Source organism: Ruegeria sp. AO1 (assembly GCF_056535985.1).
The window spans coordinates 3,611,987-3,637,083 of the sequence record NZ_JBQFJC010000001.1 but is presented as its reverse complement, the minus strand read 5'-3'; the positions used below and the strand labels follow the sequence as shown (position 1 = coordinate 3,637,083).

27 protein-coding genes and 8 pseudogenes are annotated in these 25,097 nt (G+C 58.7%); 15 read left to right on the top strand and 20 right to left on the bottom strand.

Features of this window, described 5'->3' with window-relative positions; all coding sequences use genetic code 11:
* Positions 1-241 (bottom strand): DUF4399 domain-containing protein (locus ACR3FB_RS18110; RefSeq protein WP_480566473.1); only part of this gene is annotated, 241 nt, incomplete at its 3' end.
* A gap of 227 nt (positions 242-468) precedes the next feature.
* Between ACR3FB_RS18110 and ACR3FB_RS18105 the strand changes: the two are divergent.
* Positions 469-1,371, top strand: a pseudogene (locus tag ACR3FB_RS18105) (LysR family transcriptional regulator).
* Positions 1,372-1,434: 63 nt separating this feature from the next.
* On the opposite strand, the gene ACR3FB_RS18100 reads toward ACR3FB_RS18105, so the two are convergent.
* The 5 genes and pseudogenes from ACR3FB_RS18100 to ACR3FB_RS18080 form a co-directional block, all read right to left on the bottom strand.
* A complete protein-coding gene (locus tag ACR3FB_RS18100; RefSeq protein ID WP_480566471.1) occupies positions 1,435-1,887 on the bottom strand; it encodes an OmpA family protein in 453 nt (150 codons plus the stop codon).
* Complete coding sequence (locus ACR3FB_RS18095; RefSeq protein WP_480566469.1) at positions 1,878-2,333, bottom strand: hypothetical protein; 456 nt, start codon at positions 2,331-2,333, stop codon at positions 1,878-1,880. Before ACR3FB_RS18095 ends, ACR3FB_RS18100 begins: the two co-directional genes overlap by 10 nt.
* Complete coding sequence (locus ACR3FB_RS18090) at positions 2,330-2,902, bottom strand: peroxidase-related enzyme (protein WP_480563232.1); 573 nt, start codon at positions 2,900-2,902, stop codon at positions 2,330-2,332. The genes ACR3FB_RS18095 and ACR3FB_RS18090 overlap by 4 nt, the downstream gene beginning before the upstream one ends.
* A 16-nt stretch (positions 2,903-2,918) precedes the next feature.
* Positions 2,919-3,628: pseudogene (locus ACR3FB_RS18085) on the bottom strand (GNAT family N-acetyltransferase).
* A pseudogene (locus tag ACR3FB_RS18080) lies at positions 3,625-4,348 on the bottom strand (competence/damage-inducible protein A). The pseudogenes ACR3FB_RS18085 and ACR3FB_RS18080 overlap by 4 nt, the downstream one beginning before the upstream one ends.
* A gap of 51 nt (positions 4,349-4,399) precedes the next feature.
* Between ACR3FB_RS18080 and sfsA the strand changes: the two are divergent.
* Positions 4,400-5,106: pseudogene (gene sfsA / locus ACR3FB_RS18075) on the top strand (DNA/RNA nuclease SfsA).
* On the opposite strand, the gene ACR3FB_RS18070 reads toward sfsA, so the two are convergent.
* Both ACR3FB_RS18070 and ACR3FB_RS18065 read right to left on the bottom strand, forming a co-directional pair.
* A complete protein-coding gene (locus ACR3FB_RS18070) occupies positions 5,103-5,468 on the bottom strand; it encodes a hypothetical protein (protein WP_480563228.1) in 366 nt (121 codons plus the stop codon). The pseudogene sfsA and the gene ACR3FB_RS18070 sit on opposite strands and share 4 nt — an antisense overlap.
* A 111-nt stretch (positions 5,469-5,579) precedes the next feature.
* Positions 5,580-7,127, bottom strand: a complete 1,548-nt coding sequence (locus tag ACR3FB_RS18065) for a tetratricopeptide repeat-containing sulfotransferase family protein (RefSeq protein ID WP_480563227.1) — start codon at positions 7,125-7,127, stop codon at positions 5,580-5,582.
* Between the two features lie 306 nt (positions 7,128-7,433).
* Here ACR3FB_RS18065 and map point away from each other — a divergent pair, with 306 nt between their 5' ends.
* On the top strand, positions 7,434-8,246 hold the full coding sequence (map, locus tag ACR3FB_RS18060) for a type I methionyl aminopeptidase (protein WP_480563226.1): 813 nt from the start codon (positions 7,434-7,436) through the stop codon (positions 8,244-8,246).
* On the opposite strand, the gene ACR3FB_RS18055 is transcribed toward map, so the two are convergent.
* From ACR3FB_RS18055 to ACR3FB_RS18040, 4 genes are all read right to left on the bottom strand, one after another.
* Positions 8,234-8,413 carry a hypothetical protein gene (locus tag ACR3FB_RS18055; RefSeq protein WP_480563225.1) on the bottom strand — a complete coding sequence of 60 codons (180 nt, stop codon included), beginning with the start codon at positions 8,411-8,413 and terminating at the stop codon, positions 8,234-8,236. The genes map and ACR3FB_RS18055 overlap by 13 nt on opposite strands.
* 42 nt (positions 8,414-8,455) lie before the next feature.
* Positions 8,456-8,677, bottom strand: a complete 222-nt coding sequence (locus ACR3FB_RS18050; RefSeq protein WP_480566467.1) for a hypothetical protein — start codon at positions 8,675-8,677, stop codon at positions 8,456-8,458.
* 254 nt (positions 8,678-8,931) lie between these two features.
* A complete protein-coding gene (gene rsmD / locus ACR3FB_RS18045) occupies positions 8,932-9,498 on the bottom strand; it encodes a 16S rRNA (guanine(966)-N(2))-methyltransferase RsmD (RefSeq protein ID WP_480566465.1) in 567 nt (188 codons plus the stop codon).
* Positions 9,495-10,706 (bottom strand): NAD(P)/FAD-dependent oxidoreductase, encoded by a 1,212-nt coding sequence (locus ACR3FB_RS18040; protein WP_480566463.1) that lies wholly within the window; start codon positions 10,704-10,706, stop codon positions 9,495-9,497. The genes rsmD and ACR3FB_RS18040 overlap by 4 nt, the downstream gene beginning before the upstream one ends.
* Before the next feature lie 99 nt (positions 10,707-10,805).
* Here ACR3FB_RS18040 and ACR3FB_RS18035 point away from each other — a divergent pair, with 99 nt between their 5' ends.
* From ACR3FB_RS18035 to ACR3FB_RS18020, 4 genes are all read left to right on the top strand, one after another.
* Positions 10,806-11,291 carry a peroxiredoxin gene (locus ACR3FB_RS18035; protein ID WP_170379412.1) on the top strand — a complete coding sequence of 162 codons (486 nt, stop codon included), beginning with the start codon at positions 10,806-10,808 and terminating at the stop codon, positions 11,289-11,291.
* Between the two features lie 102 nt (positions 11,292-11,393).
* The gene (locus tag ACR3FB_RS18030; RefSeq protein WP_170379414.1) at positions 11,394-11,639 is read left to right on the top strand and encodes a hypothetical protein; all 246 of its coding nucleotides are present in this window, start codon (positions 11,394-11,396) and stop codon (positions 11,637-11,639) included.
* 11 nt (positions 11,640-11,650) lie between these two features.
* The gene (locus ACR3FB_RS18025; RefSeq protein WP_425084854.1) at positions 11,651-11,995 is read left to right on the top strand and encodes an EF-hand domain-containing protein; all 345 of its coding nucleotides are present in this window, start codon (positions 11,651-11,653) and stop codon (positions 11,993-11,995) included.
* Between the two features lie 83 nt (positions 11,996-12,078).
* Positions 12,079-12,321 (top strand): hypothetical protein, encoded by a 243-nt coding sequence (locus ACR3FB_RS18020; protein ID WP_425084853.1) that lies wholly within the window; start codon positions 12,079-12,081, stop codon positions 12,319-12,321.
* Here ACR3FB_RS18020 and ACR3FB_RS18015 read toward each other — a convergent pair.
* From ACR3FB_RS18015 to ACR3FB_RS18000, 4 genes and pseudogenes are all read right to left on the bottom strand, one after another.
* Positions 12,318-12,611 (bottom strand): 4a-hydroxytetrahydrobiopterin dehydratase, encoded by a 294-nt coding sequence (locus ACR3FB_RS18015; protein ID WP_170379422.1) that lies wholly within the window; start codon positions 12,609-12,611, stop codon positions 12,318-12,320. The two genes, ACR3FB_RS18020 and ACR3FB_RS18015, sit on opposite strands and share 4 nt — an antisense overlap.
* Positions 12,608-13,791, bottom strand: a pseudogene (locus tag ACR3FB_RS18010) (GNAT family N-acetyltransferase). Before ACR3FB_RS18010 ends, ACR3FB_RS18015 begins: the two are co-directional and overlap by 4 nt.
* A 45-nt stretch (positions 13,792-13,836) precedes the next feature.
* Positions 13,837-14,603, bottom strand: a pseudogene (locus ACR3FB_RS18005) (glycerophosphodiester phosphodiesterase family protein).
* Positions 14,600-15,055, bottom strand: a complete 456-nt coding sequence (locus ACR3FB_RS18000; RefSeq protein ID WP_170459597.1) for a RidA family protein — start codon at positions 15,053-15,055, stop codon at positions 14,600-14,602. The pseudogene ACR3FB_RS18005 and the gene ACR3FB_RS18000 overlap by 4 nt, the downstream one beginning before the upstream one ends.
* 333 nt (positions 15,056-15,388) lie before the next feature.
* Between ACR3FB_RS18000 and ACR3FB_RS17995 the strand changes: the two are divergent.
* Positions 15,389-16,158, top strand: a pseudogene (locus ACR3FB_RS17995) (MlaA family lipoprotein).
* Positions 16,148-16,755 (top strand): annotated as a pseudogene (locus tag ACR3FB_RS17990) (MlaC/ttg2D family ABC transporter substrate-binding protein). The pseudogenes ACR3FB_RS17995 and ACR3FB_RS17990 overlap by 11 nt, the downstream one beginning before the upstream one ends.
* A 183-nt stretch (positions 16,756-16,938) precedes the next feature.
* Here ACR3FB_RS17990 and fliP read toward each other — a convergent pair.
* Genes fliP through fliF form a run of 4 tightly spaced genes read right to left on the bottom strand, consistent with a single transcriptional unit; the run spans position 16,939 to position 20,129 of the window.
* On the bottom strand, positions 16,939-17,670 hold the full coding sequence (fliP, locus tag ACR3FB_RS17985) for a flagellar type III secretion system pore protein FliP (RefSeq protein ID WP_480563222.1): 732 nt from the start codon (positions 17,668-17,670) through the stop codon (positions 16,939-16,941).
* The gene (locus tag ACR3FB_RS17980; protein ID WP_425084849.1) at positions 17,670-17,948 is read right to left on the bottom strand and encodes a FliM/FliN family flagellar motor switch protein; all 279 of its coding nucleotides are present in this window, start codon (positions 17,946-17,948) and stop codon (positions 17,670-17,672) included. The genes fliP and ACR3FB_RS17980 overlap by 1 nt, the downstream gene beginning before the upstream one ends.
* Positions 17,941-18,537, bottom strand: coding sequence for an ABC transporter ATP-binding protein (locus ACR3FB_RS17975; protein ID WP_480563221.1), 597 nt, complete (start codon positions 18,535-18,537; stop codon positions 17,941-17,943). Before ACR3FB_RS17975 ends, ACR3FB_RS17980 begins: the two co-directional genes overlap by 8 nt.
* Positions 18,537-20,129, bottom strand: a complete 1,593-nt coding sequence (gene fliF, locus ACR3FB_RS17970; protein WP_480566461.1) for a flagellar basal-body MS-ring/collar protein FliF — start codon at positions 20,127-20,129, stop codon at positions 18,537-18,539. Before fliF ends, ACR3FB_RS17975 begins: the two co-directional genes overlap by 1 nt.
* Positions 20,130-20,248: 119 nt before the next feature.
* On the opposite strand from fliF, the gene ACR3FB_RS17965 reads away from it, so the two are divergent.
* The 6 genes from ACR3FB_RS17965 to ACR3FB_RS17940 are packed head-to-tail and all read left to right on the top strand — an operon-like array spanning position 20,249 to position 24,900.
* On the top strand, positions 20,249-20,746 hold the full coding sequence (locus ACR3FB_RS17965; protein ID WP_480566459.1) for a flagellar basal body-associated FliL family protein: 498 nt from the start codon (positions 20,249-20,251) through the stop codon (positions 20,744-20,746).
* Between the two features lie 9 nt (positions 20,747-20,755).
* Positions 20,756-21,259 (top strand): hypothetical protein, encoded by a 504-nt coding sequence (locus ACR3FB_RS17960; RefSeq protein ID WP_480566457.1) that lies wholly within the window; start codon positions 20,756-20,758, stop codon positions 21,257-21,259.
* Entirely contained in the window at positions 21,256-21,840 is a 585-nt protein-coding gene (locus ACR3FB_RS17955) for a MotE family protein (protein ID WP_425084844.1), read from the top strand. The genes ACR3FB_RS17960 and ACR3FB_RS17955 overlap by 4 nt, the downstream gene beginning before the upstream one ends.
* A gap of 45 nt (positions 21,841-21,885) precedes the next feature.
* The gene (gene motA / locus ACR3FB_RS17950; protein ID WP_480566455.1) at positions 21,886-22,755 is read left to right on the top strand and encodes a flagellar motor stator protein MotA; all 870 of its coding nucleotides are present in this window, start codon (positions 21,886-21,888) and stop codon (positions 22,753-22,755) included.
* The gene (locus tag ACR3FB_RS17945) at positions 22,752-24,551 is read left to right on the top strand and encodes a hypothetical protein (RefSeq protein ID WP_480566453.1); all 1,800 of its coding nucleotides are present in this window, start codon (positions 22,752-22,754) and stop codon (positions 24,549-24,551) included. Before motA ends, ACR3FB_RS17945 begins: the two co-directional genes overlap by 4 nt.
* Positions 24,532-24,900 carry a hypothetical protein gene (locus tag ACR3FB_RS17940; RefSeq protein ID WP_480566451.1) on the top strand — a complete coding sequence of 123 codons (369 nt, stop codon included), beginning with the start codon at positions 24,532-24,534 and terminating at the stop codon, positions 24,898-24,900. The genes ACR3FB_RS17945 and ACR3FB_RS17940 overlap by 20 nt, the downstream gene beginning before the upstream one ends.
* The last annotated feature ends 197 nt before the right edge of the window (positions 24,901-25,097 follow it).

The window sequence follows — 25,097 nt, the reverse complement described above, 5'->3', positions numbered from 1 at the left end:
GACCTAGTGGCGGGCGGTTGATCAGCAGGTGGTGGTGGCCGGTATTGTCTGCTTCGGTCCCGGCAGGCGCAACGCCCATGCCGCTGAGGCCAAAGACCACCGTGACCGGTGATTGCACTGTGTCACCATCCGCAAGGTTCGCGAAATAGACCTGCGCACCCGGCGCGGATGGCGTTTGGTCCTGCGCTCCGGCGGCTGTGGCAAACAGAGCAACTGAAATGGCTGTAAAAAAGGCTTTCATGATCTCCTCCCTCGTCACAAAAATGCCATTCTAAACCTAGCACATCTTGAATATTTTCCAGAAAACGCCCGTTTGCAGGGCGATCACCATCGCGGGAAACAACTGTTTCCGCGTTTCTGATACGCAAACGATCCGATTCAAAACCCTGATATTATCCCATGTCCGCCCCGATTCCGCCCAGATTGAGGGGCAAAGTCGTTGCAAGTAGCAAGATCTGGGGAACGAGAATGGATCGACTGACGGAAATGGAAGCCTTTGCCAACGTGGTGGACCAAGGTGGCTTCACCGATGCGGCCAAGAAAATGGGTATCTCCAAATCAGCCGTTTCCAAGCACGTGTCCAGCCTCGAGTCGAGGCTGGGGGCACGACTGCTCAACCGGACCACGCGTCGCGTTTCTCCGACCGAGATTGGACTGGCCTATTATGACCGCCCGCCGGGTGCTGAACGACGCAGGTGAGGCGGATCGCTGGTCACCGCGATGCAATCGGCCCCTTCTGGCCTGCTGCGGATCAGCGTGGCGACGGATTTCGGGGTCAATCACCTGTCGCCCGTGCTGTCAGATTTTCTGGCCACCTATCCTGACATTACCGTGAACATGGTGCTCAATAACCGCTACGTGGAACTGATTTCCGAGGGCTTTGACGTCGCCGTTCGCATCGGAGAGCTGGAAGACAGCACTTTGCGCGCCCGTAAGCTGACGGAAACCGTCAAACGCATGGTTGCAGCCCCCAGCTACATTGAGAAATACGGACGGCCGCAGAAGATCGACGATCTGAATGAACACAAGCTGCTGCACTATTCCAGCCAATCCTCGGGCAATGTCTGGCGCCTGACTGCTCCGTCGGGCGAGAAACGTCAGGTGCGCACGGCCGGTTGGCTTAGCGTGAACGACGGGCAATCGCTGTTGAATGCAGCAGTCTCGGGCCTCGGCATCGCCTATCTGCCCAGCTATCTTTACGCCGATGCGCTGAAATCCGGTGAGGTTGTGGATGCCATGCCATCCCTGCCGGACGAAGTGCAAGGCATCTACGCGGTCTATCCTCCAGGCCGCTTTACTCAGCCCAAGGTACGGGCCTTCATAGACTTCCTCGTTGACGCTTATTCCGAAAAAGGCGCGATGGACTGGTAATTCTCCCGGTGAACTGGATCGGCCCGTGCGTTCTTCGTGCGGGTCTTTTTTTGTGTAGACGCGTCAATTGACCAGCAAGACAGCCTCAACCCTACGGTTCAGATCGCGCCCTTCAGGTGTCACATTCGAGGTCAGCGGCGCCAGATATCCCACACCCTGTGCTTCGATCCGGTCCGCCGCGACGCCATGCGTGTCGATCAGACGGGCGCGCACGGCCTGCGCCCGTTCGGTGCTGACCTTTGTATTGGCCTGCAACGTGCCGGTATCATCAGTATGCCCGACCAACGCCAACCGGGTCGACGGGTTGTCGGCCAGGAACTGCGCCAGCAACGACAATGAGGCGAACGGGCCGTCGCCCAGTGCCACCTCGCCGGTGCGGAAATGCAAATCGTCAAGGATCACATGGCCCGACTGCTGCAACGCGTCCAAAAGGCCTTCGGTTCCGCTGGCGGATTGCTCAACGACCACAGGCGTTGGGTCCGGCGCATCAACGGGTGCGACGCGGATCAGTTGCACGTAGCCATCCGGCGGGTTGCGGCTGACCAGCAGGCTGAGCGCTTCATCGCCTTTGGTGGCGGACAGAAAACGATAGTCGCGAATAGCGACATATCCGGCGTTGGCACCACCTCGGTTCCGAAGCGGAAGTCGAACCCGCCGCAGGTCCGGGCCTCACATTCGAACAGGATGTCAAAGCCTTGCGCCACGAGCTGATCCCGCAGCGGAGCCAGCAATTGCAGCGTCGTGCTAGAGCCCGCCTGCAAGCGCCATGTCAGCCGCTCGACCCGCCCCTCGACCGTTCGAGAGGGGACTATGCCATCTGCAACGGGCCCTGTGGGCAACTCATAGCTGTCCAGCGGCGAGGTCCTCTCGCTGATCCGACGCGCGCTGGCGGGCAGGGTCAGATCTTGCGCCAGAACGGGTCCGGCCATCAGACAAAAGGCAAGGGCGAGGCGTCGGATCATCGGGCTTGGGCGTGATATTCGGGGTTGGGCACCATTGCGGTGGCACTGGCCACCCGGTTGGACATGTTGAAGAATCCGGTGACGTTGGCGATGTCCCAGATATCCCGGTCACTGAAACCCTGATCGCGCAGGTGCTGGCGATCAGCCTCTTCAATCTCGGCGCTTGCGGTGGTCATCTTGGCAGCAAAATCCAGCATCGCACGCTGGCGCGCATCCAAAGGGGCGGTGCGGTAGTTCATCACCAGCATCTCGCCCAGTTGCGGATCACCGGACATCTGCCGCACTGCTGCACCATGAGCAACAAGGCAGTAGAAGCACTTGTTGATCGAGGACACGACCACCGCGATCATCTCACGTTCGAGCTTGGACAGTCCGCTATCTGCCAGCATCAGGTCGTTATACATAGCCGTGAAGGCGTTCAGCTTGTCGGTATCGAACGCGTAGGCTTTCAGCACATTCGGCACCATGCCCAGCTTTTCGAGGCAGACATCAAAGTATTTCTGCGTCTCAGGCGGCAAAGGGTCGGCCATGGGCAGGTTCAGCGCGGTGGGTAGATCAGTCTGGGTCACGGGCTTTCTTAACTCCTTAGACACGTTGACGATAATGGTATTCCCCGACAATCTCCATCCCGAGCGCACGGTAGAGGCCATTCGCCCCAGCATTAGCCTTTGTGCAGATCACGCTGAGCGTTTTCGCCCCGTTGTCCCGCGCCCAGAAGGCTGCTGCCCGCATGGCCCATTGGCCCAGACCCTGGCGGCGGTGATCGGGCAAGATTTCAAGCGCATGCACCATGGCCACATCGCCTTCATGGCCATGAACACAGTTCCCGCCGGGCGATCGGAATGCCGCAACAGGAACGCGGTCTTGGGGCCCGCAGCACGCTCCATCACGGCCAGACGTTCAGGGCCGATACCGCCCTTGGCCCAGATCTCCTCCATGACTGCAAGCGGTGGCCAAATGTCGAACGCGGTCACGCGGGGCAGAGGCTGATCGGTCAATTGTCCCGGCGGGCAGGCGTAGATGTTGACCGGGTCCAGAACCTCATAGCCGCGCGCTTCCAGTTGGGCGTCGAGCTTGCGGTCATCGGGCCAAAGACAAAAGATGCGCTTCTGGCCCATTGCCTTCATGGCACCCTCGGCCGCGATGATATCAGCCTCGGTCGCGTCACCCAGCGCATTGGCGGCAGACACGCGCGATCCACCACCCTGCCCTTCGCGCAGGCGGAAGGGGCCAAGGACGTCCGCGCGCGCAGCGGGCCATGTTCCGTCGACGATGTCGGGCCAGTTGATGCTCACAACTCAAGCTCTTTTGCCAATTGGGTCATGGCCGCGTCGATGCGCGCGCCTTCGATGCCCCGGATCACCACATTGGCGCCGAAGACCCCGTTGATCTGAAACGGATAGCAGCCGATGGACAGGTCCGCGAACGCCGCGGCCAGTGCAGACAGCGTCGCAGCGATGTCGCCTTCGCCCCGATCCACCCGCAAGGTCTGAGACAACAGCGGGCTACCGCCCGTCAGATCCGGCAAAACACTGGCCACCATGGCTTGGAAGACCGAGGGCACCCCGGCCATCACATGCACGTTTTCGATGGTAAATCCAGGCGCAGTTGAGACCGGGTTGTCGATCAATGCAGCCCCGTCAGGAATGCGGGCCATACGCAGGCGGGCCTCGTTCAACTCCAGCCCCGACTTGTCGTAATGCGCCTGCAACAGCGCCCGCGCATCGTCGCGCACGTCAATCGGGGTCTCGAAAGCACGGGCGATGCAGTCTGCGGTGATATCGTCAGCGAGTCGGCCCGATGCCTCCGCTGGTGAAGACGTTGTCGTAGGACCCCGACAGCGCCTTGACCGCCGCCTCGATCGCCGGGGCGTCATCGCTGACAATACGCACTTCTTTCAGGTCGATGCCATGCTTGGTCAGTTCACCCGCAAGGTAATGCATATTCGCATCGCGCGTCCGGCCCGAGAGGATTTCATCCCCGATGACGAGCATTGCAGCGGTTGGATTGGCCATGGCGCGCGCCCCCTCTTGATCGGCTGTTGGGGCAGGTATAGGCCGTGGGGCATGAGATTTGAAACCCCCCTTGTCCCCGCCCGCTTGATCCGCCGCTATAAACGCTTTCTGGCCGATTGCACGCTGGAGGATGGGCGTGAGGTGACAGCCCATTGCGCCAACCCGGGCTCGATGATGGGGTTGGCTGAACCGGGCGAGAAAATCTGGTTGGAGCCCAACGACGATCCGAAGAAAAGTTGAAACATGGGTGGCGGCTGGTCGATCACGAGAATGGCCATTTCACCGGCGTTGATACTTCGGTTCCGAACCGGGCACTGCGCGCGGCATTGGAGGGTGGCGAGATTCCCGAACTGGCCGCCTATCAAACAGTCCGAGCCGAGGTAAAATACGGCCAGAATAGCCGCATCGATTTCCTGCTGACCCAGCCCGACCTACCCGACGCCTATGTAGAGGTCAAAAGCGTCACGCTCTCCCGCCAGCCTGGTCTGGCCGAATTCCCCGACAGCGTCACAGCCCGCGGCACCAAACATCTGGGCGAGCTGGCCGCCATGGCCGAGCAGGGCCACCGCGCGATCATGCTGTATCTGGTGCAACGCACCGATTGCGACCGCTTCGCGCTGGCCGCAGATATCGACCCGGCCTATGCGGCGGCCTTTGAGGCAGCGCAAGCGCAGGGGGTTGAACGGTTGGTGGTCGGCACGCGGATTTCGCCACAGGGAATCGAGGTCGATGCGGCGAAGGATTGGGCTATCGGCTAAGGCAGGAGAGTGAACTCTCCGAGATAAGAGCCTCGCCCCGGTGTGTAACCGCGGTAGGTGCCATCCTCAACCTGCCCCACCACAGCGCAGAGGTCCTGATCTTTGCGGAACGTCTCCCAGCGGCTGCAGATCCTGTCACTTTCCAACCACCAGACGCCAGTGTCCCGGCCAAGCCGAGGGATCTCGACTTCAAAACTCTGGCCGGCGTTCACGCGTGCCGTGCCGGTGACGCCCGCGCGGTTCAGTGCAATCTTGCGATCCAGTATCAAAAGCGCCGCAAGCTGATCCTGCGTCAGCATCGTTACCTCTTCGCGGCAACCGCAGGTCAGAACGACCAGAAGAGCAGCAATCGCTCTGACCATCTCAGCCCCAGTTTCCACCGAAAAAATTTCAGGGGCACAGTGGCGCAAACCGGCGCGTATGACCACGTGCACGCGGGATGATCAACGGAATTTGAACCCTACGCGTTTCGTTTAGGCCTGATCATTGAAGACTTCAGGCCAAAGATCGGCGTCCAACCCTTTCACAAACGGTGCGAAGTGATCGGCCACAGCCTGCCATCCCCCGACCGAAGCCGTGTTGACCGGTCTCCGCGCCTGAAGATTGCTGACCGTTCTGATCGCATCCGAGGATTTGTCGGGCGACAGCATCGCCGGTTCAAAAGGAAGGTCGCAGAGCTGGGCCAGCTCCTTGGCACCGTCCTCCAGATTATTCACCAGATGTTCGTAGCTTATGTCATGGATCCGCTCCGGAAGCATGGCATGCCAGTGCTGAATATAGCGGCGATAGCGGTTCGCCTCGGCTGCCATCCAGCTCAGATTATGCGTGTAATACAGGCCACCCGCTCCGAAATGCGTCCGCCACATCGACAGCGCCACATCGCGCGGATCGCGCATAACGTTCAGGATTACCGCGTTCGGGAAGGCCTGTACAATCGGTCCCAGAAACGCGTAATTCCCCGGAGCCTTGTCGACAAAGGCGCGCGTTTCTTCTGCGGTCTGGGGCAAATTATCCGCGTAGTAGTCGGCCAGCGCCTGCGCGTCACTTCCAGCGCTCGATTGGCTTTCGACCCTGCGGGCCCAGTGATGCACGCCTGCCAACTCTCCCAGCCCTTGCACGGCGGAATGTGAGGCCAGAATCCGCTCGATCAGAGTGGTGCCAGAGCGCGGCAAGCCAACCACGAACACCGGCCGCGGGATATCGGTGCGCGGCGCTGAGGCAGGGTCGGGCAGAGGCGTGCTCAGACGCTGGCGGCAGGCTTTCTCGGCCCGGGTTTCCCAGCTTTTGAACCCATGCTGCAACTGATCATGCGCCTTGCGCAGCTGAAGCATCTCAGTCGCGGTATCGCCATCCTGTTTCGCAAGGCTCGCGGCGGCGAAATGCACGGAGGCTGCGGCTTCCCGATTGGCGTTGCCCGCCTCAAGCAGTTTAGAGGTCAGAGCCTGCAATTCCGCCCTATCCTCAGCCGACAGGTTCGGCAGAGTTGCAGCGAACTCCAGCGTTTCGGGATCCTCGGGCGCCAGCGCAAAGGCGGCGCGGCCATGGGTTAGAGCCTCAGACATACGCCCCAAACCGACCAGGCCCTTGGCCAGTCGCAGCTGACCATAGTGGAATTTCGGGTGCTTCTCGGCCACGGCCAATAGGACGTCGATGGCCTGGTTCCACTGGTGCATCTCATCGAGAATATCGGCCTTCAGGCAATGGGCCTGCAGATTGCCGTTTTGATGGCGCAGAACCTCATCAACGTCCTCTAACGCCTCGCTCAGCTGACGCTCCTGCAACAGCGCCATGGCGCGCACATAGCGTTGCGGTGGGGTCAGAGGGGCCTTGGCAGCGACTTTATTCATCAGGGTCAGAGCCTTGCCAGCATCGCCGCCCTGAACAAGGCTCAGCCCGAAATTCTGGATCAGGTCGGGGTTCTCCGGCTCCATCTTCCAGGCGCGCTCCAGATGGGTCTGTGCCTGTTTGAAATCTCCCTGGTGAATGCATGCAAGACCTGCCATCTGCGGAAACGCTGGCATTTGGGCCATTTCTTCCAGGCCTTGACTGCACGCTTCAGCGCCCTGTCCGCGCGCCCGGTCTTGAGCATTTCACTAATGGTGGCAATCTCGGCCCTCAGCTGGTCGGCTTTCTGCATCTGACTGCCCTTCTTCTATTTTAACGCCCGAGAACTATCTTAACCGTGCTAGTTTATATCACTGTACACGTCCACCTGCGATCGGATCGTCAACCATCCTAGAGACAGCCTGCGACGCTGCACCCTCTGGAACTTTCTGCACAAGCAGCGTAAATAGAGCACTGCGCGAAACAATTGGAGCCTCGCATCCATGAAAGATCATCGTGGCCGCCTGACAAAGGACGGTATCCGCATTTACGAACAAGGTGACTTTGCCGGCATGCATGCGGCAGGGGCTTTGGCCGCGCGGATACTGGATGACATCGCGCAACATGTCTTCCCCGGCCAAACCACCGGTGCGATCGACGGGATCATCACCCAGATGGTCGAGGACGCAGGAGCTACTTCGGCGACGATTGGCTACAAGGGCTATCAACACGCCAGCTGCATTAGCGTGAACCACGTGGTCTGCCACGGTATTCCCGGTGAGAAAAAGCTCAAGGATGGGGATATCCTGAACATAGACGTGACCGTCATCGTGGACGGCTGGTTCGGTGATACCTCGCGGATGTATGTCGCAGGCAAACTGCCGCGTAAGGCGGAGCGTCTGATTCAGGTCACCCATGACGCGCTTTTCAAGGGCATCGAGATGGTCAAGCCGGGCAACACGTTCGGCGATATCGGCCATGCGATCCAGTCCTATGTCGAAGCGCACCGTATGAGCGTCGTCCGCGATTTCTGTGGCCACGGGCTTGGTCGAGTGTTCCACGCGCCGCCAAACGTGCTGCACTATGGTCGCCCCGGCACCGGTTCCGTTCTGGAAGAGGGAATGTTCTTCACCATCGAACCGATGGTTAATCTGGGCCGCCCTGTGACCAAGACTCTGGCCGACGACTGGACTGCTGTGACCCGCGACAAGTCGCTCTCGGCGCAGTTCGAACATTCGGTCGGCGTAACCGCAAATGGGGTCGAGATTTTTACCCTGTCACCCGGCGGCAAGTTCCATCCGACCTATTCTTCGTGATCGGCAGCCTGATCCCGTAGCACTTTCAGCAGCATCGTCTCAGCCCCCCACGGCGTGATCGCGTCGTGGATGAACACCGGCGCGCGTGCAGGTTTGCACGGCGGGCCGGTTTCTGTGTTAGTGTCCTGAGCCAAACCCCAGAACAAGGGCGGTAGGGCGCGGTCCATGCCAGAAGCCTAGCACAAACCGGCCCGCGCCTCAAAATCGGATCAAGATGGCGTGCAGCTGCCCCTGTCAAATCGCTGTGAAGCTCCTTTGATCATCATGTCATATTCGAGACTCACAAGATCAACGGCAAAGTTGACGACCTGACCGTCCTGAATCAGCAAAAACGTCAGGTTGTCCAAACCCGGCAGGATGTCCGCCTCGCCCTGCAGATCTCCGACAGTGATGTGCCCTTTGTTGGACCCGCCCGAACGGGCCAACGTCACGCTTGATTGATCCACAGACGAGGTGCAATTGGCCAAAAATCATTCGCATCGAGTTTAGTTTGCCCTGCAACAACAGGGAGGAGCCCAGCACGATGGCCGAGGTCAGGGCAGCTCTGAGAAGCATAGAGAGTCCTTTGAGGGTTGTTCCGCGTTTCTACGGCGCCTAGAGGCGAATTTGGCCGCAATTTTGGCGGAGATACGTCAAATTGCTGGCCGCCCAAATTCAATTTTAAAACGAATTGGGGCAGTCAGGATCAACCCAAATGATCAAGTGATTGAAGCATCAAAGAGATATGCGTGTCGCCGTATTTTCGACTGTCCAACAACTGGAATCCATCCGGCGCTTGCATCGGAGCGTTTTCTTCCCACACGATAAACGCCCCCGCAGCGATCCATCCTGCATCGGACGCCTTGGCCAGCGCCTTTTGGCCCAGAGACTTGCCGTAAGGCGGGTCCAGAAAGATCAGGTCGAAGGGCGCGTTCGGGTTTTCACCTAAGCGCGTCGCATCCCGGCGGATCAGATCGGTCCGGTCAGCGCTGCGGGTCAGGTCGATATTCTTGCGGATCAGGCCCTGCGCCACACGCCCGTCATCCACAAAGGTGATGTGGTCAGCCCCGCGCGACAGCGCCTCAAGCCCCAGCGCACCGGTGCCTGCGAACAGGTCCAATACACGCAGGCCTTCAAAGTCGATCAGATGGCTTAAAACGTTGAACAGACTTTCACGTACTCGGTCGGTGGTAGGACGCAGATGGGCACCCGCATCCCCTTTGCCAACCGAGGCCAAGGCACGACCCCGGAACTCTCCGGCGATGATCCTCACGCTTTGAGCAGCGGTTTCAGATCCGCAGCCGGATCGGCCACCACGGCGGGATCAGCGGTTTTGCCCGCGTCGATCAGGCGCTTGCCAACCATATAGGCGCGCGGGTCGTTCATCGCGTCGACTGCAATCAGCTGGTCACCCTTGTAGTACCAGAACGACACGGTCTGACCTTCGCCCTGACGGGTGACAACCCGATCATAACCCGTATTCAGACCTGCGATCTGCAGTTTCACGTCATACTGATCCGACCAGAACCACGGCCTTGCTGTATAGTCCTTGGCTGCCCCTAGCATGTTCTGAGCGACGATCTCGCCCTGATCAATGGCGTTGGGCACGCTTTCCAGACGAATGCGCCCCTCTCCATGCGGGAAGGAGGCGCAATCCCCCGCAGCCCAGATCGACGGATCAGATGTACGGCCATGGGCGTCGGTTTTGATGCCGTTGTCCAGTTCAAGCCCAGCCATCTCGGCCAGTTGGCTGGACGGCGCGATGCCAACGCCAACAACCACAAAATCAACCTCGATTTCGGTTCCATCCGTCAGAACCGCGCCGACGACCTTGCCGTTTTCACCGATCAGACGATCAAGGCCCACACCCTCGCGGATGTCCGCGCCGTGACCCGTATGCAGCGCGCGGAAATAGTCGCTGGTTTCCTTGGCGGCGACGCGTTGCAGGATACGCTCGGCCATTTCTACCAGCGTCACCTTGACCCCGCGCTTGGCGCAGACGGCTGCGGCCTCAAGCCCGATATAGCCGCCCCCGACAATCAGCGCGCGCGCGCCTTCGGTGACCCGAGGCTCCATATCGTCGATATGAGCCAGATCACGTACCACATGAACGCCCTGAAGATCTCCTCCGATAGAGGCAGGTAGGTAGCGCGGATCCGACCCGGTGGTAAGCGCCAGTTCGTCATAGGAGATGACCTCATCCCCCACGGTTACGGTCTTGGCCTTGGGGTCAATCGCAGTGACACGCTGCCCCAGACGCAGGGTGATGTTGTTGTCGGCGTAGAAGCTTTCGGGGCGCAGGAACAGACGCTCCAGCTCCATCTCGCCCAGCAGATAGGCCTTGGACAAGGGTGGGCGCTGGTAGGGCAGATGCGGCTCGGCCCCGATGAGGGTGATATCACCTTCAAACCCATCCTTGCGCAGCTTTGCAACAAGCGACGATCCGGCCTGCCCGGCGCCGATCACGACAATATGGCTCATGTTCATCACACCCTGTCGAATTCTAATGGTTACTTCTGTCCGACCACCTATATTGCGGCATAGCCCGACTCTGCAAATCCAAACGACAGGAGCTGATAAATGATTACAACAGGTGAGATGCTGCCCGACGCCACGCTGACCCAAATGGGTGCGGAAGGCCCCGAAGAGGTTCGGATTTCCGACAAAACCGCGGGCCGCAAAGTGGTGATCTTTGCAGTGCCCGGCGCGTTTACGCCAACCTGTCACTCAGCCCATGTGCCCAGCTTCATGCGCACCAAGGATCAGTTCGAAGCTAAGGGCGTGGATGAGATCATCTGCATTTCCGTCAACGACCCCTTCGTGATGAAAGCCTGGGGCGAAGCGACCGGCGCAACCGAGGCCGGCCTGACCCTGCTGGGCGACGCCGCGTCCGAGTTCACAAAGGCCATCGGCATGGATTTCGACGCCCCACCAGCCGGGCTGCTGGCGCGTTCGCAGCGTTATGCGATGCTGGTCGAAGACGGCAAGGTCACTGCGCTGAACCTGGAAGAAAGCCCCGGCGCTTGCGAGATTTCAGCCGGTGAAGGCTTGCTCGAAGTAATCTGACTTGTTTGGCCCCGGCTAAACCGGGGCCGTCCTAACCCTATTTAACTTGATACAACGCCCCAGTGTGCGATTATCAAAGGCACATAGCTGGGGAGTATGTTTATGTATCTCAAAGCCATTTCACTCATTCTGGGCGGCGCAGGCCTTCTTGCAGCTTGCGGTCCGGCCCCAACACCACAGCAACAAGCGGCACGGCAACATGAAATCGCCTGCCTGAGCGGCACCTTGGGTGGCGCGCTGATCGGAGGCGCAATCGGCAATCAGTTCGGAGGCGGTTCAGGCAAGTCCATTCTGACGGGCGCAGGTGCCGCTACCGGCAGCATCAGTGGCGCAAGATTCGCATGTTGAGGGGGACAGTGATGAAACGAATAATCTGTATCGCCGCGCTTGTGATGGCCAGTGCCGCAGCTGCGGACGACGTGGCAGAGTTGAATGAAAAAGAGCTGACAGCCATCGACTCGAACAATGATGGCTTCCTGTCCAAGGACGAGTTCAATGCCTTTTCAGACTACGCCTTTCAGGCGATGGACGAAGACAAGAACGGCGCGCTCGGCCTGTCCGAGGCCAAACCCTTCCTGGACATAAAGCAATTTCAGGACGTTGACCGGAACGGCGACAGCCTTATCTCAAGGGCGGAATACGATGCGCAGATGAGCAACGATTTCGACTCTGCGGACAAGGATGGAAACGGCCGGTTGGACTAAACCCGGAGGGTGAGAGGAACTGATGAATGTGAATCGGTGCGCTGGCGGTATCGGCGGCTTGTGATGTACCGCGGGCCCCGATTGTGACCGGCCCGAACGGGCAGATCCGGATCCAGATCAACACCAGCGGGCTGACCTGCTATGAGAGGCGGTGTCTGGACATCAACCCAGCGGCACGCAGTGTTCGGTCTATCGGCAACAAAACGACCCGCATTCCTGGCAATATCGACGTCAGTAGTGGCACGGTCACGCCGGATGAATTCCGCCAGATGGCGATCACGGCATCCTTGGCTGGCGGCATCGGGTCCGGACAGGATCGCGACTAGACCAGTCCATCCATCTTGCGCGCCAGTTTTGCATCCAGCGAAGACAACCCGCCGACGTCATGGGTGGACAGCACAACCTCAACCGTGCGGTAGACGTTGGACCATTCGGGGTGGTGGTTCCACTTCTCGGCCCAGATCGCCACTTGAGTCATCCATCCAAAAGCCGCGACGAAATTGTCAAAGATGAAAGTCTTGGTGATTGCATCCCGGCCTTCAACCATCGTCCAGCCATTGTTGAACAGCGGATCAAGAAGGGGGCCACGGGTCTCGGTCGACAAAAGCTCGGTCATTGCTGTTCCTCCGGGTTCGATTTTCTGAACGGACCGTAATCCGTCAGAATCTCAATCTCTTCTCCCACCGCGCGGCCTTCAGCGTCCAGATATTTTTTGACGGCATCGGCGAATCCCGGATCGGCAATCCAATGAAGGCTGTGCGTGCGTGTTGGCAGGTAGCCACGTGCAAGCTTGTGTTCACCTTGCGCTCCGGCTTCGACCCTTTGCATGCCATGCGCGATGGCAAAGTCGATGGCCCTATAATAGCACAGCTCGAAATGCAGGCAGGCATGATGTTCGACACAGCCCCAATAACGACCATAGAGCGTCTCACGCCCGATGAAATTCAGCGCCCCCGCGATGGGATACCCATCGCGTTCTGCCAGCACCAAAGCCATATCAGCGGCCATCGTTTCCTGCGCGATATCAAAGAACTGGCGCGTCAGGTAAGGTGAGCCCCACTTGCGCGCGCCGGTGTCCTGGTAGAACCGCCAGAAGGCATCCCAATGCTCGGGCCGCAGGTCATCACCGGACAAGGTACGGATCTCACCACCGAATGCGTTGGCCTGAGCACGCTCCTTGCGGATGTTCTTACGCTTGCGCGAGGACAGCGCCGCCAGAAAGCCGTCGAAATCCGCGTAATCGTCATTCAGCCAATGAAACTGCTGCGAACTGCGCAGCATCAGGCCCATCTGCTCACCCGCCAACGCCTCGTCCTCGGTGCAGAAGGTCGCGTGAAGCGACGAGACCTGATTGTCTGCCGCCAGTTGAACGGCGCCCTGCACCAGCGCGGACATCCCAATCCCTTCATATCCCGGACGCACCAGCGCCGCCCGGTGGCGGGCGTGAAAGGGGCCGCAATCTGTAGTTTGGGATAGTACCGCCCGCCCGCGTTTTCGTACGCATGGGCCCAGCTGTGGTCGAAGATATATTCTCCCTGACTGTGCGACTTAGCATACATCGGGGCCGCCGCGATCAGCATCCCATCCAGATAGGCCGTCAGGTATTGCGGCTGCCAGCCGGTGCCCCGCCCAACCGAGCCGCTGTTTTCCAAGGCCAGCAAAAACCGGTGCGTGGTAAAGGGATCCAGCGGACGCCCGCCATCCGCCGCCTCAGGGCAGGCGCAGGCATCCCACTCGGCCGCAGAGATTTGCGAGAGTGATCCAAGTACCTGAATTTCGATCTGCGCCTGATCCATGTGCCCTCCGCGTCTGGTCTTTATCTGTGACGAGGTGCGACAGGTTCAACCCGGATGCTTGGCCAGATACCCCTCAAAGGTCACATTGTCGGCAACGGCGCGGGCCTCTGCCTCTTGTTCAGGCGACTTTACCGTCCAACACAGGATCGGCACACCGCGCGCTTTCAACTCGGCAACGCGCGGACGGTCCAGATCATGAACCTCATGGCTGATGAAACTGGCCCCAACCCGGTCGAAATCGGGAATGTCGCGCAGGTGATCACACACCGATTGCGGCAGCAGTTCGACCTTCGGCTTGTAGGAACAAGTCACGATCCCGCGGGCAGATGCGGGGCCAACCGGGCCAGCTCTGCCACGCTGTTGGGGTTGAACGACATCAACGCCACCGGACCGTCGTAGCTCTCTAGCGCCCGCGCAGCGTCCGCCTCAAGCGGGCCGACATTGGTGCCCATGGCGCCATCCTGATCCTTGAGTTCGATCAACAACGGGACTTTGCCTGCGACCATCTCAAGCACATCGTCGAGGGTGGGAATGCCATCCTCGGCATGCAGCAGCTGCGTGGCCTGCGCCCGCGCGGCCGAGACCTGCTGGATCGGTCCAGACTGCCCGGTCAGACGCGCCATGTCGTAGTCATGAAACACCATCGCACGGTTGTCCGAGGTCCGCTGCAGGTCAATCTCGATCCCGTAACCGGCATCGATCGCGGCACGAATGGCCGCCCGGCTGTTTTCCGGGCGGTTATCTGTTTTGTCATGCAGCGCCCGGTGGGCAATCGGGGCCTCTAGAAACGCGGGCGGCAGAGCAGGTGTCATTGGACTTCGAAAATACCTTCGATTTCGACAGCAACACCCAGCGGCAGTGATGCAGCGCTAACCGCCGAGCGGGAATGACGACCCGCCTCGCCCAGCGCTTCAACCAGAAAATCGGACGCACCGTTGATCACCTGCGGCTGCGCCGTGAAATCAGCAGTCGAGTTCACAAAACCGGTCAGCTTGATCACCCGCACCAGCTTCTCGATATCCCCATCGCAGGCCGCTTTGACCTGAGCCAGCAGGTTGATCGCACAGACCTTTGCCGCCGCTGCACCCGCGTCGACATCCATGTCATCGCCCAGTTTGCCGGTGATCAGGTCGTCCGCTTTGGAAATCTGACCCGAGACATAGACAATATTGCCCACGCGCACGAAGGGCACATAGTTTGCGGCCGGGGCCGGTGCGTCTGGCAGCGATACGCCCAGGCTTTGCAGTTTTTCCGAGATGCTCATGTGATTGTCCTCACCCAAAATCGACTCGGGCGGACGCTAACCGGGATGATGCCGCTGGGAAAGCCGGAAACCGAATTTTCTGATTGTTGCGCTCAGTGGGCGTATCCTGTCCTATTTCGAACTGTTGAAGTCGTGTCACTTTACCTTGTTTGATTTACCGGGTTTAACGCTATGTGTTTCATTCAAGCGCTGAAACCTCTATGTGACAACAACTTGTGTCTGTCGGACACGCAGGTATTGATTGATCGCCCAAGCGTCGAGCCGGGCCGTATTGGAGTAGCTAAGACCGTGTTGAGCAAATTTGGCTTCAAACATCTTGTTGTTCTGTCACTTATGGTCCTCTTGTCGGCCTGCGCGTCACAACCCCCGGAACAGGCTGCCCGGGGTGAGGTTTTCGACCCTTTCGAAAACGCTAACAGGGGCATTCACAAGTTCAACCTTGGCGTCGACCGCTTTTTGTTTCGTCCCGCCTCGAAAAGCTATGTGAGGATCGTACCAGATCCGGTCGTGACAAGCTTCAGTACCTTTGCTGAAAACATCACGCTGCCTGGGCAGGCGGTGGATTACCTGCTGCAAGGTAACCCCAAACAAACGGGCAACGCGCTGCTGCGGTTCGTGATCAACATGACTGCGGGCGCTTTTGGCTTGTTTGACCCTGCGGCTGAACTGAACATGCCCCCCGTCGACACTGATTTCGGCGAAACTCTGCATGTGTGGGGTTTTGGAGAAGGGGCATATGTTGAGTTGCCTTTCTACGGCCCGTCAACCACCCGAGACGCTGTGGGTGTTGTATTCAATCTTTTCTCCAACCCGATCAACTTCACACCGGTGCGGCCTGCGGAAAACATAGGCGTCTATGCCGAGGTCGTACGTCGGATGGGGGATCGGGGACGATTTTCTGATACAGTGGACTCGATTCTCTACGAAAGTGCCGATAGCTATGCGCAGGCCCGACTGATCTACCTGCAAAACCGCCGCTTCGAATTGGCACGCGACGACGAGGACGCCTTCCTGGATCTCTACAACGATCCATATGCCGACGCCGGAACCGACCCTGTTAGTGATCCCTTCTCGACCCCTACGAGGACCCTTATGCTGAGTAACGCTTTAAACCGAAGACATTTCCTAAAACCTCTGTGGCCGGAGCAGCTATTGTTGCCCTGCCTTTGCCCGCTCTGGCCCTGACCGAGGCGGGTGCCAAACAACTGGTCAACAGTGTTGTCGCGGATATCAACCGCGTGATCGCCTCGGGCAAATCCGAAAAAGCCATGCTGCGTGATTTCGAGAAGATTTTTGTGCAATACGCTGATGTTCCGATCATGGCGCGCTATGCGCTTGGGGCGGACGCCCGTTCTGCCTCTCCGGCGCAGTTGAGACAATTCACCAAAGCGTTCCAAGGCTATATCTCGCGCAAATACGGACGCCGGTTCCGCGAATTCATTGGCGGCCAGGTGGATGTACGAAACGCGCGCCGAATCAAAGCTGGCTATGAAGTGCGCACCTCGGTCAAACTGCGGGGATCGTCGCCCTTTGACGTGACCTTCCTGGTTTCTGACAAATCCGGTCGCGATAAGTTCTACAACATGTTCATTGAGGGAGTGAACTTGCTGCTAACCGAACGCACCGAAATCGGGGCGATGCTGGATGCACGTCAAGGAAACCTGAACCAGCTGATCAAAGACCTCAACAGAACCGGGTAGCACCGCCTTTTTGTGTGCTCAAACGCCTCCGCGCTCTGTGCGTCGGAGGCGTCTTCGTTTCTATACCCACAAGAAAGTCATTTTACCTTGTGACCTAACACGCGCCGAAGTTGATGCGCCGCTTTCCAAAGCTCTCACTAAAACTAAGCTTGTACCCCGCTCCACGCCCAGCCCGCGGACCCTCTAGGGCATGTAACTTCGGACCAAAGCGCTGGCGATCAAAGCCCATCCATCTGCGATCACGAAAAACGCCAGCTTGAACGGCAGCGAGACGATTGCAGGCGGCACCATCATCATGCCCATCGACATCAAGACGGCGGCCACAACTAGGTCAATGATCAGAAAAGGCAGGAAAATCAGGAACCCGATCTGAAACGCCCGAGCGATTTCAGACAACATGAAGGATGGCATCAGAACTGAAAGTGAAGCATCCGGAGACAGGACCATCCCCTCGCCTCCAGGACGCAGAGCGGCCATGGATTGAAACGTCTCAACATCCAGTCGCGCTGCCATGAACTCTCGGAACGGGTTCAGGGCGCGTTCCAGAGCCGTTTCAACCTCAAGCGTTTCATTGATCAAAGGCTCAATACCAATAGTCCAGGCTTCGGTAAAAACCGGCTCCATTATGAAATAGGTCAAGAACAGCGCAAGGCTAACGATCAGCATATTCGGCGGAGATTGCTGCAACCCAATACCCTGCCGCAGGATCGCGAGAACCGTGATCAGGAAGGGAAAACAGGTGATCATGATCGCCAACCCGGGCGCAAGGCTGAGAACGGTGATCAGCAAGATCAACTGGATCGTCCGGGCCGAGATGGACCCGCCCTCCCCAAGCGACAGGGTCACGTCTTGGGCCGCAGCCAGGGAGGGCAGCATTGCCACAACCGCGACAGTCAACCAGAGCCACAAGCGCATCAGCCGATCCCGTTCTGCAGATCCGCGATTTCGGTTAGACGCACAGCCAGTTGACCGGCCTGATCGCCCTCCATCTCTTCCAGAAGACCACGGGCAACCAGTTGGTCGCATACATATAGGTCCACGGGGTCTTCGATCCGTTTGTCCAGCGTCAGCACTGCGTTTTCACCCATATTCAGCAGGTCCCGGATCAACGGGCGGGCGCGGCCAACGGAAACTGTGACTTCTATCGGGACAGCATCAAAAGGGTTGGTTTTTTGGGATTGGGTATCAGTCATGGGTCAAAGCCTCTTTCGCCTCAAACAGGTAGGAGTCAAATGCTTGCTGCACCGAAGACAGCAGATCCACGCAATCCACCTCGCGCCGCGAGATACCGACCTGCAGCCTTGCTTGTCCTGGTTGCAGCGAGGAATCTTCGATCACCCGCGGAGGTTGAGACATGTCTGATGACAGCAAGTATTCGACCTCGGCCGCGCGGCCTTCCGGCACAAGTATTTGGATGAGTTGGTCGATTTGGGTTCGTGCCATGTCTTGCAGCTGTTCCGACAGGCGGTGAGCAAAGCTGCGATCGATACAATCCGGCAGCACCAGTTGCACCAGGCTCTGGAACATCGGCTCCAGCGAAAGTGTCATACGTGTCAGCGCTTCGTGATAGGTAAAGGACATGTCTTCCAACGCCTTGGCCAGCTCTGCCGAGACATGGCCCCGGTTCTGCTCCTGCGCTTGAACGGCGTCTTCCCATCCCGCGCCATAGCCTTGTTCGAAGGCAGCCAGGCGCTGTTCCTCCAGCGCGTCTTCATCCAAAAGATGCAGCTTGCAGCCTTGGACCTGCGCGGTGAAATCCTCAAGAAGGTGAGCAATCGACATCAGACCCGCTCCTCGCCTTCTTCAAGCCAACTGCGCAGAATTTCGACCGTTTCTTCCTGCTTGTCACCGATCATCGCCCGCAACCGGTCCACAGGGTCTGCATTGCTGTCTGACCCAAGCGCCGGCACGCCGACCGACTGCGCCTGTCCCGGCAAAGCCGTGAACTCAGCCGTCTCATCTGGCGCGATCTCACCAACCAGAACCTTAGCATCCTGTGCGTCACCACCGCCTGCAGGCAACAATGCGGGGGCTGCCGCCGGTTTCATCAGGATGGGGCGAATAACGAACAAGGCCAGAACCAGCGAAACCAGTGCAAGCACAGCCATCTGGATCAGAGACATCGCGTCCAGATGGATATTCTGCCACATGGAGGACGAAACCAGCGTTCCCTGCGGCTCTACCACCGGCAGATCAAGCGATTTCAACGTGATCACATCGCCCCGAGCTGCATCGAAGCCTACGGCTGAGGCCACCAGCTCCTCAAGCGCATCAAGCTCGGTCTGAGGCAAGGGATCAAAGCTTTCCGCCCCGTTTTCATCTACCGACCGGAGGCCATTGACCAACACCGCGACTGTCAGGCGCTTGATGGCTCCGGGTGCGTTGTGAACCTTAAGCTCCGTTTCTGAGACCTCATAGTTCACGCGCTCGCGGGTCTGCGTCGCGTTCGAGTTCGATCTGTCCCCGCCCGCTCCGTCCCCATCCGGCAGGTTGGAGGCGACCGTCACATCGCCGGACTGATTGCGCGCACTGTCCGAGCGTTCCTCGACATCCGTGCTGATCGCAACCCGCCCTTTGGGGTCAAAGCGGCGTTCGCGGATGGATTCGGTCTTGGTTACCGTGTCGACACTGACCTCAACCACAGCGTTTCCGGTGCCCACGCGCGCCTCGACAAGGCGCAGCACGCGTTCACGCAACTGACGGGATTTGTCATCCGCCTTGTCAGCTGCAACCGCCGTGTCCTGTCCGCCAATCACGGCGCCGCTTGAATCCACAACCGTCACGTTTTCCGGCGCAAGCCCGCTGACCGCCGAGGCGACCAGAAAGCGAATCGCCTTGGCCTGATCGCCCGTTATCTGCGCGCCCGATGGAACCAGATACACCGAGGCCGTGGGCGCAACGCTACGCTGAAACGGGTTGGCCGAGCCATTTGCGATATGCACCCGCGCCTGACTGACATGAGGACCACCGACGATGGTGCGCGCCAGCTCACCTTCTTTTGCGCGCCAATAGGCGGCATCGAACATCTGCGACGTGGTGCCAAACCCGCTCAGCGAATCGAGCAGCTCATAGCCACGATTGCCATTTGCTGGCAGGCCTTCGCTGGCCAGGGTCATGCGCAGCTCATCCCGCTGCGAGCCGGGCACGTAGATTGAGCCGCCCCTGATCTCATATGTGACGCCGCGCTGATCGAGCGCACGCACGATATCGCCTGCGGCCCCGCTTTCCAGCCCTGCATAGAGAAGGGTCATAGAGGGTGCCGTCACAAGACGGGACATCCCGAGAACCCCCAGAAACACCAGCGCAACCGCACCGACGACTATGATTTGCTTTCGCCTGTCCAAACTTGCCCAAACAGTTCCGATCTGCTGCACGCTCACCTCCGACTCGCCGACATTCTGCCCGGCGCATCCCTTGTTTGAACGATTGCCCTTAACAATCGGTTAGTCCCTGCCGGGTTATGACAGCTTCAGATCGAATGAATGAGGACGTCATGACTGACGCTACAGCAGAAGAGGCAGAAACCCCTAAGAAATCAGGGAAAATGGGTCTGATCATCGGGGTGATTCTGGCGCTCGTCGGGGCGGGCGGCGGCTATTACGCGACCACGTCCGGGCTGTTGCCCTTTGGGGCAAAACCCGAAAAGGCGGAATCGATGGACGCAGTTAAAGACAAACCGGCCAAAGCCCTGCCGGATGTGGGATTCGTCGATCTTCCGCCTGTGATTCTGTCGGTGAATGCGGGTGAGTCACGGCATCTGAAATTCCACGCGCAGCTCGAAGTTAACTCGGCCTACATCAGTGATGTGGAAAAAACGCAGCCGCGGATCATGGATGTGCTGAACGGATATCTGCGCGCGCTTGAGGTTGCGGATCTCGAGGACTCCTTAGCGCTGGTACGTATCCGGGGGCATCTGCTGCGGCGCATTGAAATCGTCGTCGGAGAGGGTCGTGTGCGCGACGTTCTGGTAATGGAATTTGTTCTGAATTAGGAGGCGAAATTGGAGCTTATTGCAGATATTTTGCTGGTCGCGGGCGCGCTGGGCGCTGGTCTATATTGCTTTGTTCTGTCACGCCGCCTGAAACGGTTCACGAATCTGGAACAAGGCGTGGGTGGGGCCGTTGCGGTGCTGTCCACCCAGGCGGAAGAGTTGAAAAAGTCGCTGGACAGCGCGCGGGCTGCCTCGGACCAGTCCGGGGATGAGCTGAAAGAGCTGAAAGAGCGCGCGCAATCGGTTGCGCAGCGGCTCGAACTGATGATGGCCTCGATGCATGATGTCATTCCCGAGGGGAAGGCGTCGCCGGAACCGCCTGCGCCGGACGTATCGTCAGATCCAGATGAAGAAGCTGAGGAAGGGGCAGAGACGGAAGAGGTCTCTGACACTCAGGAATCGGATGCAGACGACACCCCTGCTGAGGACAACAAGCCCGAGCAACCAGCCAAAGCCCCAGAAGGTTTGATGTTTTTCCGGCACAAACGGCAAGGTGCGGAGGCTGCGGAATGAAACGCCCTGGCACGCAGAAAGGCAGGGCGCGACCCCGCGGCGGCGTGTTGGCGGTGATTGCGCTGTTGATGATCGGGTCCGCCGCGATTCGCCTTGGACTGGAAGCCGGGCCCGCATTGGCCAAAACCGTCGAGCCGACAAAGGCCGAAGAGCCGCCGATGTCAAAACCTTCTCCGGATCTGCAGGTGCTCTTGACCGAGCTTTTGCGCCGCGAAAAACGCCTGAAGCAGCGGGAAGAAGCCTTGGAAGAGAAGGAAAAGGCGCTTGAGATTGCCCATGGGGCCATCGAAACGCGCCTGGCCGCACTACAGCAAGCCGAAGAAGACCTGCGGGACACGCTGGCACTGGCGAACAAGGCCGCCGAAACCGACCTGACCCGGCTGACGGATGTCTACCAAAACATGAAACCCAAAGATGCCGCCGCCTTATTCGAGACAATGGACCCCAGCTTTGCCGCCGGTTTCCTGTCGCGCATGCCCGCCGATGCAGCAGCGGGCGTGCTGGCCGGCCTCAGCCCCGAGGCCGCCTATACGATCAGCGTGGTCATGGCAGGTCGAAATGCCAATGCCCCACAGGAATAATTACGTGCTTGTCAAAGCTATCTGGATACTTGTCGGAGATCGCAAATGATTGGAATTGTTGGAATTGTTGTCATCTTTGTGATGGTGTTCGGCGGCTATCTGGCTGCGGGCGGCAAGATGACGATTATCATGAAATCCCTACCGTTTGAGATGATGATGATCGGCGGCGCCGCTGTTGGCGCCTTTCTGATCAGCAACGATATGGGTGGGATCAAACATACGATCAAAGATATGGGCAAGGTCTTCAAGGGGGCAAAGTGGAAACCGGAAGACTACCGGGAACTTCTATGCCTTCTATTCTCTTTGATCCGGATCGCACGCGCGAACCCGGTCGAGGTTGAACAGCACATTGAAGACCCCGAAAACTCGAGCCTGTTTTCCGCCTACCCGAAAATCCAGTCCGACAAGGAAGCTGTGGACCTGATCTGTGACACGATGCGCTCGGCCGCGCTGAACTATGATGACCCCCATCAGGTCGAAGAAGTCCTGGAAAAGCGGATGGAGGCCAATTTTCACCACGCCATGCATTCCAGCCACGCGCTGCAAACCGTCGCGGATGGCTTGCCCGCCCTCGGGATCGTTGCCGCCGTTCTGGGCGTGATCAAAACGATGGGGTCAATCGACCAGCCGCCCGAGGTTCTGGGCAAGCTGATCGGGGGCGCTCTGGTCGGGACATTTCTAGGGGTGTTTCTGGCCTATGGTCTGGTGGGGCCTTTTGCGGGCAAGCTGAAAACCGTCGTGGAAGAAGACAATCACTTCTACCAACTGATCAAAGAGGTTTTGGTCGCCAACCTGCACAACCACAATGCCGCCATGTGTATCGAGGTCGGTCGCCAGAACACACCAACCCACAACCGGCCCGGTTTCTCGGAACTTGAGGACGCTCTCAAAGAACTCAAACAGGCGGCGGCATGAAACGTGTAGCTCTCTTCACGTCGATCCTGATCGCAATGGCAACCTCGGCGACCGCTGAAACGCTGGTTGTCCGGTCCGGAGAACATGACAGCCACACCCGCCTCGTCGTAAAGGTTCCGCCGGGCACCGAATGGGTTCTTGCGCGCCGTAAGAACGGGGCGCGGCTGACCGTTTCAATCGACGACGTCCTGTTTCAGACAGAAGGCGTGTTCGGGCGGCTAACATCAAATCGCCTCTCTGCCCTGTCCCAATCGAAACCGGGTTCGGCGCTTGATTTGGAATTTGGCTGCGACTGCGTGGCGACGGCCTTTCTGTATCAACAATCAATGATCGTCGTGGACATTTCGCAGGGCACTTTGCCTCCGCCTTTGACGGCCAACATCCCTCTGCCACCGTCCCTGCCGCCGTTGGAGGTAGAAGACCCACTTGAACCCTTGGCGTTGCCGCTTTTGACGCTGAACCAACAGGGCTTCAAAGATCAACTCTCGGCCAGGTTACTGCAAGGCGCAGACCGAGAGGTCCTGGACCTGGACCTGGCCGCCATTGGCCCTCGCGCGTCAACTCTGCCCAGCGACGCGGACATGCTGCCGAGTTTTGCAGCGAATATGAATGTCTCGACGATTGTGGACGAGTTGGAAGGTCTTCTTGGCCCCGATATCCCCCAAATAGAGAAACGACCAGCCTGTATCAGCAGCGCTCGGCTGGGGTTCGACACATGGTCCGACGCGCGCCCATTTGACAAACAGATCGCCGATCTGCGCTCTGGCTTGTATCAGGAGTTTGACCGCGTGGACACCGATCTAGCGTTCAAGCTGGCCAAACTCTACGCATATTTCGGGTTCGGAGCGGAAGCTGTCTCCACGCTTGAACTGGTTGAAGACCATTCCGAAGAGAAAAACTGGGTGCATGCCATAGCGGGGCTTGTGGATCACCGTGAGCCCGCAGAAGATAGTCCGTTTCGGGGTCTTCAGCGCTGCAGTAGCGATGCGGCTTTCTGGTCAGTACTCAGCGAGCAAACGCTGAGCCCGGATGCCGATCTGAACGCAATTGAGCAGTCTTTCTATAGCCTCCCCCAACACTTGCGTCGCAGTTTAGGCCCAAGACTGTCATCGATTCTGGTCGAAGCAGATAAGTTGGAGGCGGCGCGGCGGGTGATGCGTTCCGTTGACCGCGTTGAAACTGAGGAACAACCCAGCGTTGCCAAGGCTCAGATCGCTCAGGCCGAAGGCGACTCTGAGGTGGCCGATACCATCTTGGAAGAGGTGATTTCTACGCCGGAAACCTCCACAGATGCCCCTCTGGCCTTGGCGCGCTTGATCGAGAAACGCTGGGCAGAGCGGGGCGCCGTATCCCCGCAGAACGTTGCCCTTGCTTCAGCCTACGCGTTGGAGTTTCGTGGGTCTGAAACCGGACCAATGATGCAGCACGCACATATCGTTGCGCTGAGTTTGAACAATGAGTTCGATACGTCCTACGACCTGATCCAAGCTCTGCCCGAGGGTGATGATCGCACGGATGTTCTAAACCGCCACACACATCTGCTGGAAGAAAGGTCAAACGATGTAACCTTTCTGAAACAGGTGCTGTCCATGTCTGATAGCGACTCGATGGCTTTGACCACGCAAGCCGCTATTGCAGTGTCAGATCGGTTAGGCGCTTTAGGATTTGCGGCTCAAAGTTCTGCCTTTGCCAATCGCACGTATGACACGACAGACCGATCCCAACGTGCACGATTGCGCGCGCGCGGCACTGTTGGACGAAAAACCGCACAAAGCGATGCTGGAACTGTCCGATGATGCATCAACGGCTGCCGATACCCTGCGCGCTCAGGCATTGGCGGCGATCGGCGATCAGGCTGCGACGGCAGAGCTGTACCGAGAACTCGGCGAAACCGAAGTTGCGAACCGGTATTTCTGGTTGGCTGGATTGTCCGAAAAAATTGAACTTGAAGGGCGGTTTGCGAACCTGTCCGAGATTTCGGACAAGCTTGCCTTACTGCCTCGTCGCCTTCTTAAGACGCCATTAGCCGATGCCAATAGCCTACTGACCGATAGCGAGGAGACCCGAGCGCGTATTGCCGACCTGTTCGCTCTAATCCCCGATCCAGAGGTCGCCTTCGATGAGAGAACCGATCCCAACCAATGACCTCAACCGTCTCGGGCCTCGTCCAAAAACTCTATCCATGCTACTAGCGTAGTTTCCCTTCGTGCCGTGGAAAAACAATAGCTCGATCAAATCTCTGACGGGGCTTCGTGTGTTCTTTTGATCTTGTAACGGTCACAATAGAAAAGCGCTCTGCCCCTCAAGTATTGCGAAGGACAGAGCGCCAACAAGGCGGTTGA